This window comes from Nostoc sp. DSM 114160, from assembly GCF_053470305.1.
This window is the reverse complement of the sequence record NZ_JBPFGO010000001.1, coordinates 2120314-2136396: the sequence shown is the minus strand read 5'-3', so window position 1 is coordinate 2136396 and position 16083 is coordinate 2120314. Positions and strand designations below refer to the sequence as shown.

General features: G+C 39.0%; 10 protein-coding genes and 2 pseudogenes. 9 read left to right on the top strand and 3 right to left on the bottom strand.

Features of this window, described 5'->3' with window-relative positions:
* The first annotated feature begins 273 nt into the window (after window positions 1–273).
* The 9 genes and pseudogenes from NSTCB13_RS09665 (at window position 274) to NSTCB13_RS09625 (ending at window position 10421) form a co-directional block, all read left to right on the top strand.
* Window positions 274–1638: a glycosyltransferase gene (locus NSTCB13_RS09665; RefSeq protein ID WP_448272133.1), complete on the top strand. Its 1365-nt coding sequence runs from the start codon at window positions 274–276 to the stop codon at window positions 1636–1638.
* 121 nt (window positions 1639–1759) lie between these two features.
* Window positions 1760–2924 (top strand): annotated as a pseudogene (locus NSTCB13_RS09660) (glycosyltransferase family 4 protein).
* 41 nt (window positions 2925–2965) lie between these two features.
* A pseudogene (locus NSTCB13_RS09655) lies at window positions 2966–5207 on the top strand (ATP-binding cassette domain-containing protein).
* Between the two features lie 67 nt (window positions 5208–5274).
* The gene (locus tag NSTCB13_RS09650) at window positions 5275–6489 is read left to right on the top strand and encodes a glycosyltransferase family 4 protein (RefSeq protein WP_448272132.1); all 1215 of its coding nucleotides are present in this window, start codon (window positions 5275–5277) and stop codon (window positions 6487–6489) included.
* Window positions 6490–6532: 43 nt separating this feature from the next.
* Window positions 6533–7492: a glycosyltransferase family 10 domain-containing protein gene (locus NSTCB13_RS09645; protein WP_448272131.1), complete on the top strand. Its 960-nt coding sequence runs from the start codon at window positions 6533–6535 to the stop codon at window positions 7490–7492.
* Window positions 7493–7495: 3 nt separating this feature from the next.
* Complete coding sequence (locus NSTCB13_RS09640; RefSeq protein ID WP_448272130.1) at window positions 7496–8476, top strand: Npun_R2821/Npun_R2822 family protein; 981 nt, start codon at window positions 7496–7498, stop codon at window positions 8474–8476.
* A gap of 3 nt (window positions 8477–8479) precedes the next feature.
* Window positions 8480–9157 (top strand): Npun_R2821/Npun_R2822 family protein, encoded by a 678-nt coding sequence (locus NSTCB13_RS09635; RefSeq protein WP_448272129.1) that lies wholly within the window; start codon window positions 8480–8482, stop codon window positions 9155–9157.
* Window positions 9117–9371: a hypothetical protein gene (locus tag NSTCB13_RS09630; RefSeq protein WP_448272128.1), complete on the top strand. Its 255-nt coding sequence runs from the start codon at window positions 9117–9119 to the stop codon at window positions 9369–9371. Before NSTCB13_RS09635 ends, NSTCB13_RS09630 begins: the two co-directional genes overlap by 41 nt.
* Before the next feature lie 15 nt (window positions 9372–9386).
* Window positions 9387–10421 carry an Npun_R2821/Npun_R2822 family protein gene (locus tag NSTCB13_RS09625; protein ID WP_448272127.1) on the top strand — a complete coding sequence of 345 codons (1035 nt, stop codon included), beginning with the start codon at window positions 9387–9389 and terminating at the stop codon, window positions 10419–10421.
* A gap of 229 nt (window positions 10422–10650) precedes the next feature.
* Here the strand turns inward: NSTCB13_RS09625 and NSTCB13_RS09620 are convergent, their stop codons facing one another.
* From NSTCB13_RS09620 to NSTCB13_RS09610, 3 genes are all read right to left on the bottom strand, one after another.
* Window positions 10651–11025: a hypothetical protein gene (locus tag NSTCB13_RS09620; RefSeq protein WP_335180112.1), complete on the bottom strand. Its 375-nt coding sequence runs from the start codon at window positions 11023–11025 to the stop codon at window positions 10651–10653.
* Window positions 11026–11054: 29 nt separating this feature from the next.
* The gene (locus NSTCB13_RS09615) at window positions 11055–12782 is read right to left on the bottom strand and encodes an ABC1 kinase family protein (protein WP_448272126.1); all 1728 of its coding nucleotides are present in this window, start codon (window positions 12780–12782) and stop codon (window positions 11055–11057) included.
* Window positions 12783–13271: 489 nt separating this feature from the next.
* Window positions 13272–15914 (bottom strand): M1 family aminopeptidase, encoded by a 2643-nt coding sequence (locus NSTCB13_RS09610; RefSeq protein ID WP_448272125.1) that lies wholly within the window; start codon window positions 15912–15914, stop codon window positions 13272–13274.
* Window positions 15915–16083 lie beyond the last annotated feature (169 nt).

The window sequence follows — 16083 nt, the reverse complement described above, 5'->3', positions numbered from 1 at the left end:
ACGATCTGACCATATCAGTAAAATTTCTCTGGGAGGAAGTGTAAAAGCTAAGTTAGATTTATTCTGTTCTTTTTGTCCTAAATTGTCTTTTTTACTCAAAAACACAAAATCAGCTATCAATTTTTTTTATTTGTACATACTAATTATTAATACGGAATCTTATAGATTCACTTTGGATTCTTTATAAAAGATAGATGTTAATAACGACAAATATAGCAATCAATCATGGTAAAAAAAGATGAGCTTTCCAATTTTTTCTTTGCAGGTTCATAAATGAAGCTAATCCATACAACTAGCTGGTATTTTCCTGATACATCAGCCGGTGCTGAAGTATACTTAGATTCACTACTGCATGGCTTACAAGTACATGGACTAGAAAGTATTGTTGCTGCTCCTAAACAAGGTACAGAAGAAGATACCTACGAATACAATGGCATCTTAGTTTATCGTTATCCTGTTTTTCCCAACCCCAGCAAGATAGAGGTACACAAGCAGCTACCCCACGGCGGCTTTAAAAATTTTGCTAATTGGTTAGAAAACAATCGAGCCGATGTCTACCATCAACATTCATGGCGATTTGACTGTGGTTTACATCATCTTGCTCTCGCCCGCCAGTTAGGGATGGCTACTGTAGTTACTGTCCACATACCTGAGCCTATATGTCTGCGTGGTACGATGATGCGCTGGGGTGAAGAACCTTGCAATGGGGTGATTGACTCTGTTAATTGTAGTCAATGTTTGGGAGTAGCAAAGCAAGCACCACCTTGGATGCTTAAGGCTTTTAGTCAAGTTCCCTTGGATGTTGGCATAGCGGCAGAAACAAAATTACTTACCTCTAAAAATTTCAAGCTACGCCTGCTTGGTAAAACTCTTGGTATTCCTACTCTTGTGTCTCAACATAGACGCAATTTGATGCAACTAGCAAAACTAGCCGATCGCATTGTTGTAACGAGTAATTGGCAATACAATGCTTTTGTTGCAAACAACGTTCCTCCCGAAAAACTTACTGTCTCTCGGCAAGGTGTTGCTAGCACTTTTAAACGTGAAGTAACACCAAACAAACCACAAAACTCCACATTAAAAATCGGCTTTTTGGGTCGCTGGCAAGAAACTAAAGGGGTACAAGTTTTAGTAGAAGCAGTACATAGTCTACCGAATGATGTACCTGTAGAGTTAATTCTTCATGCTACTCATCCGGGAAAATACGGTGCTGCCAATCGTGAAAAAGTTATGGCGATCGCGAGATGCGATCGCCGAATTCGGATTGCGGAACCACTTTCACGCGAAGCAGTACCAGAGGCATTAGCAGGTTTCGATATACTAGCAATACCGTCGCAATGGTTAGAAACTGGCCCCATAGTTGCTTTAGAAGCCCAAGCTATGGGCGTTCCCGTACTAGGCTCAAATTTAGGAGGGATTGCTGAGTTAGTCCGTCACGGCATCGATGGTTGGTTAGTTCCAGCCAAAGATGTCCAAGCATGGGCAGAAGCGATCGCAACTTTAGCCAAAGACGGCGATTTACTAGCTAAATTACGTCAAGGTATTCAGCCAGTACGTACAATGGATACTGTTGCCTTAGAGATGTTAGAACTTTACCATGAAATATTAAAAATTCCTCAGAAAAATTTTGTATCTTGATGGATTGACAACTAATTTCTTTAGTTGCTCCGATTCCTACAAAACAAATTAAATTAATATTTGCAGATTTAGCAACATCTGACAAATACTGGAAAAATTAAATAAAAAAAGTATAAAAATAGTGAGAAAATTTTCTAAAATATCCTTGTTGGTTTCAGATTTATCAAGTGCAGCGATTCTGCGTGCATACTTGATAGGAAAAGCTCTCAATCAGTTAGGATACGAAGTTGAAATTATGGGGTTTTTATTTGGAAATAACTTCTATTTAAAATTACCATCAGAATTCAACGTTTATAACTTACCAGGCAAAGACTTTCCAGAGTTTTTTGGAGAAATCCAAAAATTTTTACCAAAAATCAATGGCGATATAATTTATGCTATCAAACCCCAAATAGCAAGTTTTGGAGTTGGACTATTAAGGAAAATATTCACTAGAAAGCCATTAATTTTAGACATAGATGATTGGGAACTCAGTTGGCATGGCGGTGATAACTGGCATTATCATCCTACACCCAAAGAATTAGCTAGGGACTTATTGAAACCACAAGGCGCACTCAAAAATCCTCATCATACTTTATATGTGAAATGGATGGAAGGTTTGGTAAGTCACGCTGACGCTGTGACAGTGCATACTAAATTTTTGCAGCAGCGTTTTGGTGGTACATTTGTTCCGAATGGTAAAGATATTTCCTTATTCGATCCCACTCAATACGATCCTGAATCCAGTAGGGATCGTTATGGTTTATCTGAATATCGGATTTTAATGTTTCCGGGTGCGCCAAGACCTTATAAAGGTTTAGAAGATGTTCTCATCGCGCTCGATAAACTTAATCAACCAGACTTGAGACTAGTAATTGTAGGTGGTAGTCCTTATGATGATTATGATAAACAACTTCAACAAAAGTGGGGACGTTGGATTATCAAATTACCCAAGTATCCAGCCGACGTTATGCCTGACTTGGTAGCAGCTGCTCACATTGTAGTTGTTCCCCAGCGAGATACTCCAGAAACTCGCGCTCAATTTCCCTTGAAGTTGACAGATGGGATGGCAATGGCTAAACCTGTATTATCAACGCGTGTTGGAGATATTCCCCAACTTTTAGGTGATACTGGTTATTTAGTCGAGCCTGGTTGTCCCTGAGCAAATTGCTGAACAAATTCAATTGATTTTTCAGGATTTAGAGTCAGCAAACCAGAAAGGGATCGAGGCAAGAAAAAGATGTGTGGAACACTATAGCATAGAGGCTATGGCTTCTACGCTCAAGTCAGTAATTGCTCAGTTGTGAATAATATTAATAATTAAGTTAAATTGGCATAAAAATACCCAATGTCTACCAGAAAACTAATACTAAGATTCGCCAAACCCTATCCAGGTTTAATTATCCTAACAATGCTGTTGGGATTTTCTGGTGCTTTATTTAATGGTGTCGGTGTAACTTTGATTGTGCCAGTAATTTTGAGAATTGTCGGACAACCAGTAGATTTAACTGGTTTTCCTCCGATTCTGAAAGCTGTGATGTTTCCATTTGATAATCTTCCCGAAAATTATCGGAATTTGGGAATGGCTGGAACAATTATATTTATAATTTTATTAAAAAACTTATCTAGTTATTTTAGTATTTTAACATCGAGTGTTTTCACTCGGAGATTAAATGCCGATATTCGTGAAGCTAGCTTAGAGTTATTGCTAGATATTGATATAGACTATTATTCAAAAACGAAAGTAGGCGATATTATTAATCGCCTTGGTTCGGAAACTGCCCGTACTTCTAGCGCTATCGGGAGTATTATCAATTTAATTATTTTAATAATTACGATTTTAGTTTTTGTTGGTTTATTATTAGCAATTTCTTGGCAGCTAACAATTGCAGCCACAGTTTTGTTGGGTTTTATAACATTAATCAATCAATACACAATTAGTAGAGCGAAAAAATTTGGTCAACAACTATCAGAAATGTCTACATCTTATTCCATCAGTGTTTTAGAAACATTGAATGGAATTCGTTTGGTAAAGTCAACCGCTAATGAAGACAGAGAATATCAAAAGATTACCAAATTAATCCGCGATCGCGAAAAAGCAGATTTTCAATCTCAGGTAAACTCACAAGCGATCGGGCCGATAAGTGAGGTAATGGGAGTAGTAGCTTTACTTCTAATTGTATTCTTAAGTAAAACTTTTTTTGCCAACCAGGTTTCTTTCATTTCAACGGTACTACTGACATATTTATTAGTATTACTGCGACTGCTACCTTTAGTCTCTCAGTTAAATAGTCTTCGTAGTAGCTTTGCCAATAGTGCTAGTAGCGTAGAAATAGTGAGTGAGTTTTTAAGTCGCGATCGCAAGCCGTTTATGAAAAACGGTAATGTAATCTACACAGAATTAAAAAAAGGAATAGGTTTTAATTCACTTTCCTTTGCCTACCCTAGTCATGAAAAGTTAGTACTCAAAGATGTAAATTTATTTTTACCCCGTGCGACAACTCTCGCTTTGGTAGGTGGTTCTGGTGCAGGTAAGTCAACCTTGGCTGACCTCTTACCCAGATTTTACGATCCGACATCTGGCAGTATCTCTATCGATGGCACAGACCCTGCGTGATTTTGATATCAAATCTCTCAGAACACACATGGGAATTGTCAGTCAAGATACATTTCTCTTTAATGACTCGGTGCGAAATAACATTGCTTATGGAAGACCGGAAGCTACAGAAGATGAAATTATCTCAGCAGCCAAACGAGCAAATGCTTATGAATTTATTAATAAATTACCTCAAGGATTCGACAGTCAAATTGGCGATCGCGGTGTGATGTTGTCTGGTGGACAAAGGCAAAGATTAGCGATCGCTCGCGCTCTCCTCCAAAATCCAGAAATTTTGATTTTAGATGAAGCCACCAGCGCTTTAGATACCGTTTCCGAACGTTTAGTACAAGCTGCACTCGACGACTTAAGTCGCGATCGGACAACCCTGGTAATTGCTCACCGCCTTTCCACAGTCCAAAAAGCCGATCAAATTGCCGTATTAGATCGAGGACAGGTGGTAGAAGTGGGAACCCATGAAGCACTTTTACAAAAAGGGGGTTACTACTCACGCTTATATTCAATGCAATTTGCCGATCGGGCTGAAATTTCCACCAAAACTAATCCCAGCTTTAATCGCATTTCTCACGAACTGCGTACAAGGCTTAACTCAATGATTGGTTTCCTCGGACTATTAGTTGACGATCTAGTAGACAATTCTCAAGAACGCCAGGAATTAATTGACCATTCATACAACTCAGCCTTAAGAGTTCTCAACGCCATCGATCTCTTCAGCGATGTAGTTAACCTGAAAATTAACTGGCAGTCATCGTCAGATATAGACCAAAATCAAGATGAACATAACCAGTATCAAAATTTTAGTCATATCTCGGATGAGTTTCGCAAGTGTCTCTATCCTATCATTAGCTCTCTGCGCTTGCTAGCCGATAAATTAGAATCCGAACCCCAAAAACAAAATCTATTAATTACAGAATCTTATCAATCTGCTATTTACCTATTAGATGTATTAAAAGTTTTTGAAAATCAAATTTAATTTTAGTTAATGTCAGGAACAAAACTACTTATACCCCAATCTTAAAAAACCTATAATACCCAAAAATATGATAAATTCTTCCAAGAAAAATCAATATATTTTTTACACAGGAGAGCTATCCTTAAAGCCGGACACAGCACATGAAATTCATGATGTTCTTTGTGCCAACGCCGCAGCTAACTTAGGCTACTCTTCAGTTTTAATTTATCCAGATAAAAAATCTTCTGTTAATCTACTATCGTTAATTTATCCTTATCAACCCAAAAGTCCCGACAGAGAATTTATCGAATTTTACGATGTGCAAGAAAAGCTAAAAATTGCAGCATTGCCAATGCCTTGGCCTATCGATAAAATAGGTGGTAAATTTACTAACTCTAGTACAGTAGTAACTAAATATTATTTACCAGTTCATATTCTACCTTATACAAAAGTTGTCCATACGCGAGATTGGAATTTTGTTAAAGCCGCAGTCAAAAATCAAGTTCCTACAATCTATGAACGTCACTACTTTCAAGATCGAAAATTTGAGCAAGAAATTGTCCATAGTCCCTATTTTAAAATAGCCATAACTCAGTCAGAACCCATCCGGCAAAGTCTAATAGAAAATGGAATGCCACCCGAAAAAGTAGTTTGGCTACATAACGGATTCAATCAATCATTTTCAATCAGACAGCCCGAATCAGCCGAAAGGTGGCGGCAAGAATTGCTTAGAAATGGACGGAAGCATTTAGTTGTCTATTCAGGTGCTTTGTATCCTTTCAAAGGAGTCGATCTCTTAATTGATTCTGCTAAAGAGTTGCCAGAAATTCAGTTTATCATCACAGGAGGAACAGAAGCACAAGTACAAGCATATCAACAAATAGCTAGAGATAAAAATGTCGAAAATGTTAAATTCTTAGGCTGGATACTTCCACGAGAACGATTAGTCAGCTTGTTTCAAGCAGCTGATATTTTGGTTCATCCTCACTGTGCTGGAAAATCAGCAGATTTCACGAATCCAGTTAAGTTTTTTCAGTACATGGCTGCTGGCACTCCTATCGTTGCAACTGAGATTCCACCTTTAATGGAATTCAAAACATCACCTTTAATTGCCAGTTGGTGTACACCAGATAACCCGCATAAACTTGCCCAATCTATTCAACATACTTTAGAAACTTATCCCAGAAAATTAGAGGGTTATGCAGCTAGTATAGATTTTGCCCAGCAATTTTCTTGGGAGAATAGAATTACCAAAATATTAAGCTACGTAGAAGAAGATCAACGTCCATCAATTTTAAGGTAACGGTACAAAAATTAACTGAAAAATAACCGAATAAATACGATTTATGACTATAAAAACTGTTGGCATGATTAGCAGCTATTCAGGCCTTGCTAAAAATAAAGATTGGTTATGGCAACAAACTCCGCACTACTTTGGTGTTTGGAAGAATATCCAAATGTTGAAAATGGCAGAAAAGCCAGACTTTATGTTGCTATATCAATTTGATTTTCCCCAAGCACCGCCACAAAAATCTTGGTTAGATAGTTTTCGTAAACAGCAGCAAAAACCAGTAGTAAATATTGAATCTCTACTGCGTGGCGTTAACAAAGAGCGAATTATTTATTTGCTCAGAGAACCGCCTTTAGATGAGGTTCTAAAAATAACTAATTATAATTATCAAGAAGCCCAGAAGTATTGTGGCTACGTTTCTGGGCCCGATGATTTTGCTCCCATTCCTGACTATATGCCTGCTATTTGGTATCACTCAAATTCATTTCAAGATTTAAATGAAATGCCACCGCCCCCAAAAGTTGCCCCATGTAGTTGGATTACTTCGGGAATTAGCCGCACAGCCAATCATCGCCAGCGTTTAGATTTTTTACAATCTTTGCAATCTAGTGGCATGAAATTTGATTTGTATGGGCGTAACTTACCAGAATGGGCGAATAGTTCGGGAGAACTAGGTAACAAATGGTATGGCATGGCACCATACTATTACAATCTGGCAATTGAAAATTATGCTGATAATAATTGGTATGTGAGTGAGAAACTTTGGGATAGTTTACTTGCTTGGTGTTTACCAATTTACTATGGTGGCCCGGCTGCTGATAAGTTATTGCCGCCGGGTAGTTTTTTGCGGTTGCCCAGTTTAGATGAAAAAGGCATTGCCTACATCCAAGAAGTGACAGCTACACCTGATGCTTGGTATGCTGCCAAAGATGCGATCGCAGAAGCACGTCAAATCATTTTACACAAATTAAACCTGCTTAACTGGTTATCAAACTTTGTCGATCAACACTCATAAATTATGAATGGTATTTGTACCCTTGGCAATGATTATGTTTTCGATCAACTGGTGGCTTTGCTCAACAGTATTGATGTTATCTTAGGCCCAGAAACTCCTGTTTGTATCTATCCTTTTGACGACCGGACACAACGAATTGCTGATGAAATAGCGAAACGCCCAAATGTATTTCTTTACGATGACCAAGAATCGATCGAGCGCTGGGATCAATTTATGCTCGCAGCAGCCCCAGAACGATTGAATCGGAGTAAATCCCGTCTTTATGGCGCTCATCGTCGTTTCTGCGCTTTTGATGGCCCATTTGAGAAGTTTATCTATTTAGATGCAGACACCTTGGTAATGAAGTCACTTGCAGCAGTGTTTGAAAAGCTAGATAGTTATGATTTTGTAGTCTACGATTTTCAATTTACAGATGTTAGTAAAATATATAATGTTAATTCTCCCAAATTACTAAAAGTTTTTGAGCAAAAACGCATTGATTCCGAAATATTTTGCTCAGGCTTTTATGGCGCAAAACAAGGGCTATTTGACTCAGAAAAAAGAGATTGGCTAATATCACATTTACAAAATGGCGAGTCAGAAATTTTGTATGGTGGTGCTGGCGAACAACCATTAATCAACTACATGGTAATGAGGTCTAATTTTTCTATTTATAACTTTGCTCGCCAATTACCAGATAATGAAAAAACAGGATGCTCTGCTAGCTCCAAACACTTCGAGGAACGAGAACATATTCTTTACGATCGCGGTAATCAACTAACTTATCTCCATTACATTGGGATTCCTCCTAATATCAATCAAGCAGTCTGTGCGGGAGAAAATATTGAGTTTCCCTATCGAGAGTTATTTCTCTATTATCGTTACTTACACGAACCAGAAAAGCGTCCAGTATTTACCAGTCCTCCTAAAAATTATAATGACACTCAAGCACCAAATTTACTTACCAGAGCTTTGCAAAAATTTAAGTTAATTAAACAAGGATAATTTATGAGTAGGGGTATTTATATAGTTGCCAATGACCGCGTTATCGATAATGCTATTGCTCTACTCAATAGCATTCGTTACTATGACCCAGAAGTTACCATTTATCTCATACCTTTTAATGAAAATTATCACAAGGTAGCAGAACAGCTTGCTACCTTACACAACGTCCAAATTTTCCCAGATTTAGAACTTATTGATAGCTTTACCAAACGCATCGGCGAAATTTTTGACCGAGATTTCCTTGCCTTACCCAACAAAATGCGTAAATTGGTGGCGTGGTTTGGGCCTTTAGATGAATTTATTTATATTGATACGGATATTGTCGTTTTTGAAAAAATTGCCGACAATTTAGACAAACTTTCAGAAGTCGATTTCTTCTGCTGTGATTACCATCATGCTAATGAAAAGCTGCGAAATATTTTTTCCCCATTTGTGAAAGAACAGCAAATTTTTTCCGATGCCCAACTTCAAGATGTTTTCAACAGCGGTTTTTGGGCTTCGAGAAAAGGAGCTATTACCGAACAACAAATGGATGAAGCTTTGCGCGAGTGTGCAGCGCATCGTGAATATTTCGATTTTTCTCAAGGAGTTACAGACCAACCAATTCTAAATTATCTTGTTCTCAAACTAATTTCTAAACGTGGAAATCTCGTTAAAATTCCTGGGGGAGGACCCTGGTAGTTGGGCCGGTTCGCGAAATTTCCAACAGCAAGATTACGCCTTGTATGACCGAGGACAACGACTCAAATATCTCCACTGGGCTGGTACGCGGATGAAAACTGGTAGTCCCTATTGGCAATTGTGGGAACACTATCGTTATCTGCATGAGGGTAAATTTGCCTTTATTCCCAAACTGACTCGCCGTTTATTTCCCTTTGTTTCTGCGCGTACTTAATATTAGGAGTATCCAATGATTGATGGTATTTATATCCTAGCCAATGATGTTGTCTATGATCAATTAGTGGCGTTGCTCAACAGTATAGAAGCTAATGCTGGTAGGAAAATTCCTATTTGTATAATTCCATATAATGAGCAGTTAGACAAAGTAAAGGCAGAGATTGCATCTAGAGATAATGTTACTTTATTTGATAATTCTGATTCTATAGCCTACTGGGATAACTTTGCAACCCAGGTCTGGCAAAATCACTCAAGGGCACAAAAAACTTGGCGAAAATGGGGGCTTCCAGAACTTTATCGTCTACCGATGCATCGTAAGCTTTGTGGTTTAGATGGTTCCTTTGATAAATTTATTTATTTTGATGCAGATACGCTCCTTATGGGGCCTATAGACTATATATATGAAAAATTAGATAAATATGATTGGGTAACCAATGATTTTCAATATAAATCTGAATTGAAATATATTTTTGATGGTCCACCAGAACTTATACAGCAAGTTTTTGATCGAGAAAAATTGCATTCTCATATATTTTGTGCCGGTTGGTTTGCAACTAAAAAAGATATTTTTTCTAAAGCTACGTTAGCAAACCTACTCGACAAATTACAGATTAGTGAAGCTGATGTCATGGCTCTTGGAGGTCCCGATCAATCTTTATTTAACTACATGGTATTGAAAAGTGGAATTTCCTATTATAACTTTGCTTTTCATGACTGCGAACAGGCAACTGGCAACCATTGGCGTTCTCAATTTGATGTAGTAGATAACATCCTTTACGACCAAGGACGGCGGCTGACATATCTACACTATATGAGTATAACTTCACCACACTTTACTCAACTTTGCGCTGGTGAAGATGTCGATATTCCATATCGAGATATATTTTTGCATTATAGATATTTAAACTCACCAGAACAAAGACCCAAAAGCTTTAGGCGTCAGAGTCCGCTAATGCGTTTGCAAAAGACTACTACAAGTTTTTTCAATCGAAAAGTCAACAATATTAAGCTTAACTATCGTAATTTCAAGGATAAAATGACTAAGTAATTAAGTAAAAGTGGACTAAAATGTTGTTTAATTTCTAGCTTATCTATTGCCCGTTTATCAGTAATAAAGGTAATTTGAACGCGATTAAATATTGGAATGATTAAATTTCAGCAAAAAATAATTATTCACCACTAAATAACGATCTCATTTTTAATAGAGCATCATTGTTGGCGGTGAGTATTTACGGTAATTTAGATATTTGTGAGGCTTCCTACTATTTAACCCTCTTCTAAGAAAAAGAATCTAAATCTAAAGATTGCATACCTTCACGTTGTATGAAGGTCATCATACTTCCCAACTGCAACCAAACTAGCAAACAAGTAAATAGACTAATTGGTAGACCGACTCCTAAAGCCAAGGATGAGGGAAAGCCAAATATCTCTAAGCCTGAGGACATAAATAAACAAGTACCGCCTGTTATGCCAATAAATGGTACAAGTAATTGTTTCAATGAGGAACGTGGCTGAGTATTTTCTGCTCGTTCGCTTGACCAGTTCTGCACAATTACTTTCAAAGTGCCAGATAATGCCAAACCAGATGTTAATGCTATCAAAAAGCCAACAAGTAAGAGAAAGTAAGGCGGTTGCTCAGGAAAATAATACATGAAAACTCCTAATTTCTATTAAAAATTTTTTACTTTTTATTATTTGTTGACTGGTTCTCAGCAAAAGACCCAAGTAATGTCGCTTTTGGCAGAATAGCGGCTGCCCCTTCTCTGGATAATTCTGTTAAAATCCCGATCGCTACATTTAATAAACGATCCGGTTTTAAGTCATCTTTAACCAGATTCCACAGGCGTTGGACATCTTCGGTGTGCAAGCGGTCATCTTCGGTGAGAGCAAGCACCAACTGTCGCCTTAGAAACTTGCCTTCTGCCGACATTAAGTATTGGAACCCCATTTGCGCTGTGGGCAATACATCAAAGTTGTTATCGGTACGAGCGATCGCAATCAAATTCTCTAACCGCTGCCACTGAAATTTACCATCTTTGAATAACACATTCAATAATCGTCGTCTTAATTCCGGCGATTCCCCTGTCAGCAACCGCCGCGCTATATAGGGATAACCCACTTCCACAATTTTGAAATTGGGGTTAAGGCTAAGGGCAATACCTTCTTGAGTAACTAGAGAACGAATAATCAAGGCAAACTTTGCCGGAACTCGGAAAGGATATTCATACATCAGTTCCGAAAATTCATCGGTAATAGTTTTGAAGTTAAAATCCTTGACATTTTTACCAATAGCGTTTCCTAGCACCGCTTCTAATGCTGGCACTATCGGGCAAATATTCGTGTCTGGAGTCAGAAACCCTAATTTTACAAAGTCTTCGGCTAAGTCGGTATAGTCTTTATTCACCAAATGCACTAGTGCATCGACCAGCGTTTCTTTGGTGCTTTCTTCCAACTGATCCATCATGCCGAAGTCAATATAAGCCATACGACCATCGGGTACAGCAAATAAATTGCCAGGATGAGGGTCAGCATGGAAGAAGCCATATTCTAAAAGCTGTTGCAATCCTGATGTCACGCCAATTTGGATGATCGCTTCTGGGTCTAAACCTGCTTCGCGGATGTGTTGAGTATCCGTTAGCTTGAAGCCGTTAATCCATTCCAAGGTTAAAACGTGGGTATTGGTATAACGCCAATAAATTCCTGGAACTTTTACTTGTGGGTCATTGTGGAAGTTGCTAGCAAATTTTTCGGCGTTGCGGCCTTCATTAATATAGTCAATTTCCTCAAATAATTTCGTGCCAAACTCATCCACAATTAAAGTTAGGTCATGACCGAGATTTAAAGGCAACCAAGGAGCTAGCCAACCTGCTGCCCAACGCATTAGATATAAGTCGCGTGTAATTACCGGGTGTAAGTTGGGGCGTTGCACCTTCACGGCGACTTCTTCGCCGCTAACCAGACGACCTCGGTATACTTGACCCAAGCTAGCAGCAGCTATTGGGTTAGGTGACAGTTCGCTAAAACTTTCGTGAATTGGACGACCTAGTTCTGTTTCGATAATCTGGTAAGCGATCGCATTATCGAAAGGTGGTAACTGGTCTTGTAACTTGATCAGTTCTTCTAAGAAATCTTTGCGTATCAGGTCAGGTCTAGTGGAGAGGGCTTGACCAACTTTAATAAAAGTCGGACCGAGGCGGGTGAGCAGTTGTCGCAACTGGATAGCTCGTTTACCCTTGTTCTGCTCAACTTTATCTTGCCACTCGTCCCACTTCAGACCGAATATAAATCCTGCAAAAGAGGAGATAATTCTCAGCAGTCGCCCCCAAGCTAACCAGGGACGGTAACTATAGTAGCGAGCGATCGCATCTGGATTATAGAGTTTTAGTTGAGCAGGTTGATACTGACCCACGCCTTTTTTTGCCTCTTCAACTGAAAAATTTACAATTATTGTTTTTCTCCTGACTTACAAGTTAGTTGTAAGTTGCAGGATAGCGGTAGTCTTCTGTCTAAAATAACTAGAACTCTACCCTTTGGGGTAGCGATCGAGGCGATTTTAGCGTCTGTTACTGCCTAGATTTGTTTATCTTTTTCTTAATTATACTTTATATAACTACAACTACTTATCCAACTTTTAGATGATTTTATCTTTTCTTAACTTTAATTTATATAAATATAAATATAAATATAAATATGTATCTATATATGCAAATTGAAACTCAGTAACCGTTTACAACATAAAGATCCCCGACTTCTAACATAAGTCGGGGATCTTGGTAGTATGTTTATTTATCCCTGTGATTGAAGTGGAAAATAAAATTACAGCATCAAATAAAACCTTGGTAATTGGTAATAGTTTTGCCACGATTACCAATTACCGACTTTTAATTATTATGTAATGCTATTTAGATTTGGCCTCCAAGTTTTCTAAACGGCTTCTCAATTCCTGATTTTGTTGTTTGAGTTGGTCGAAATCTTCACGCAGTTGACGCAGGGTTTTTTCTGAACCAATGTTCTTTTGCACCTTGGAAATTTCTTCCTCAGCAGAGCGACGTACACGCCCGTCAGCTGTTTGTTCGGCTAGCGATCGCAAAATCCCCACGGCTTTAGGTGTTTCCATTTGTCCTAATGCTGCTGCTACCGACACTTGTGTTAAAAAGAAGCTTTCTTTAGCGAGTTCTGTTAATTTGTCTAAAATCCGTTCCAAATTAGCCGGACTTTGACCTACAGAAATCTTTCCTAAAGCGCGAATTGTAGCTAAACGTAAGGGTTGTGGCACACCGAGTTTGGTGTATTCTAGCAGCAGATTTAAAGCTGCTTCCGAAGTTTTGAATTCAGCTAAACCGGCGATCGCACCACTTCGCACGACTTCATTCCAACCTGCCTTTTCTTCTAAAACGGATTTCAGCAGCTTTAATACCTTGTCTTCCTTGGGTTTTTCTTCCAAGTTTGATGAGCCGATCGCCCCGATTACGCGAGAAGCTGCTGCTTCCACGTAGTAGCTGGGATCGCCTTTTTGCAACAGCCCTCTGACAACTTTATAGCTTTCAGCAGTTTTGAATTGAGTAAGTGCTTCCACTACAGCCCGTCGCACATAAGCATTTTTATCTTTTAACCCAGGAATTAAGCCATCAAAGGCTTGATCTAAATTGATTTGGGCTAGTTGTTTTGCCACTTCCACACGCACACCCCACAATGGGTCATTTTTTAGCGATGCAGACAGTGCAACGATCGCTTCTAACCCACCTTTTTTCGCCAAAGCTGCTGCTGCATAACTACGCGAAATCGGGTCGGGATCGAATTCTAACTGTGCTTTTAACTCTGTGATTGGATATTCTAAAGCTACTGTTTTTAGGTAATTATTTCCAACATCAAAGCTAATAAATTGAGGCTTATTTTCTAGGGGAAAGTAGAAGCTTTGTTCGCGTTCATTCACCCGGACAGTAAAAATTTTGAGTTGTGAGTTAGGAGTTATGAGTTTGGAATTATTTTTAACTCCTAACTCTTTACTCATCACTTCTTCTTGTTGCGTATAGCCAAAACCAATAGGTATTTTTAAATCAAACAAATCCTTACTACCATTTTTACCTTCATCAGCTTGGGTTTGAGTGACTGTAATTTTTGCTAAATGAGCATCTCCATCCCAAGAGTAAGCTACTTTAAAATCGGGATGACCACCACGATAAACGTATTGGTCAAACAGAAACAAAAGATTACGTCCGGTTGCCTTTTCAATCGCCCTGAGTAAGTCTACTGTTTCTACGGTTTTGTGGGCATTATCTTGGACAAATGTTTGAATTGCCTGCCAAAACAACTCATCTCCCAATTGGGCCCGAATCATGTGATAGACACAAGATCCTTTTTCGTAGATGTGGCGATCGTAAAGTTCAATAGCTTCTCGGTAAACGTGCGTTACCATTGGACGGCGATAACGACTGCTATCTTCGCTTAGGTAACGACGAGCTTCCAATAAACGATAGTAAGCTGCTTCTTCTAAACTATATTCTTGTTCTGTCCACATCACCTCAGAGTAAGAAGCCATCCCTTCTTTAATCCAAGCATGAGACCAATGCTTAATCACTACCAAATCACCAAACCACTGGTGTGCGAGTTCGTGGACGACTAAACTTTCAGTGTTGCGGTTATCTAAGGCGGCGCGTTCATCCAGCAAACATCTGTCTGTTAACAGTGTTGTGGAAGTGTTTTCCATGCCGCCAAAGATAAAATCATCAACGCAAACTTGGGCGTATTTTGGAAAAGGATATGGATAACCATACTTTTGGCTCAAAAATTCGATCATTCGGGGAGTTTTTTCCATGCTGCGTTTAGCATCTTCCTCCCGTCCCTTTTCTACATAGTAGGTGACAGCTTTACCGTTCCACTCATCTCGAATTTCAGCAAAATCACCTACTGCTAAAGTCATCAAGTAGGTAGGATGAACTTGTTGCTGTAACCAATGATAGACTTTGTAATCACCATCTTCTATGGTGTCAATTAATTCGCCATTGGAAATCGCCACGAGAGGGTTGGGAACGCGAACGCGAATTTCCGAAGTAGACAGTTGTCCTGGATAGTCAAAGCAGGGGAACCAAAAGCGAGAGTCTTCGTCTTCACCTTGAGTCCAGACTTGAGTAGGCTTGTTTGGGTAGTGCTTATCTGGTTGAATAAAATAAATACCGCGTTGCGGTTTTGCCACTGAGTAAGCGATCGCAATCAGCAAGCGTTTACCAATCTGGGTTACCTGAGAAAGTTGAATAGAAAGCTGTTCCCCGTCATAGTCAAAATTTTGTGGCACTTCGTCCACCTGCACAGACTCGATATTTAGATTGACAGCATCCAAAGTCAAACGATCGATCCCATTACGGATTGGCAAGAGGCGAATGCTACAACTGCCCTGATAGCAAAGCTTTGGAATATCCAAGCTGAGATCGAGAAAAATATGCTCTACCTGTCCGGGGCGATCGGGGTTGTAGTGTGGTCTTGCTCCCGGTAACTCAAAAGGTTTGTGTCCGTTATTATCTGTATCAAAATAAGACTGCGACATTGATGCTTACTGACCTTGTAATCCTGAAAAGTCTGGCTTGGTTGGATGTAGTTAAGTAAAATAGCGGTATCTGATGTATTTCCCTCAACAGAGCATTATGAAGGTGACTTCTCACCTTGGGATTGGGAGATTGAAATTAATCTCACCCGAACTTCCAAAGATCGGCTAC

Coding starts and splice junctions, on each gene's coding strand:
- NSTCB13_RS09665 (WP_448272133.1), top strand. CDS start 274: ATGAAGCTAATCCATACAACTAGCTGGTATTTTCCTGATACATCAGCC.
- NSTCB13_RS09650 (WP_448272132.1), top strand. CDS start 5,275: ATGATAAATTCTTCCAAGAAAAATCAATATATTTTTTACACAGGAGAG.
- NSTCB13_RS09645 (WP_448272131.1), top strand. CDS start 6,533: ATGACTATAAAAACTGTTGGCATGATTAGCAGCTATTCAGGCCTTGCT.
- NSTCB13_RS09640 (WP_448272130.1), top strand. CDS start 7,496: ATGAATGGTATTTGTACCCTTGGCAATGATTATGTTTTCGATCAACTG.
- NSTCB13_RS09635 (WP_448272129.1), top strand. CDS start 8,480: ATGAGTAGGGGTATTTATATAGTTGCCAATGACCGCGTTATCGATAAT.
- NSTCB13_RS09625 (WP_448272127.1), top strand. CDS start 9,387: ATGATTGATGGTATTTATATCCTAGCCAATGATGTTGTCTATGATCAA.
- NSTCB13_RS09620 (WP_335180112.1), bottom strand. CDS start 11,025: ATGTATTATTTTCCTGAGCAACCGCCTTACTTTCTCTTACTTGTTGGC.
- NSTCB13_RS09610 (WP_448272125.1), bottom strand. CDS start 15,914: ATGTCGCAGTCTTATTTTGATACAGATAATAACGGACACAAACCTTTT.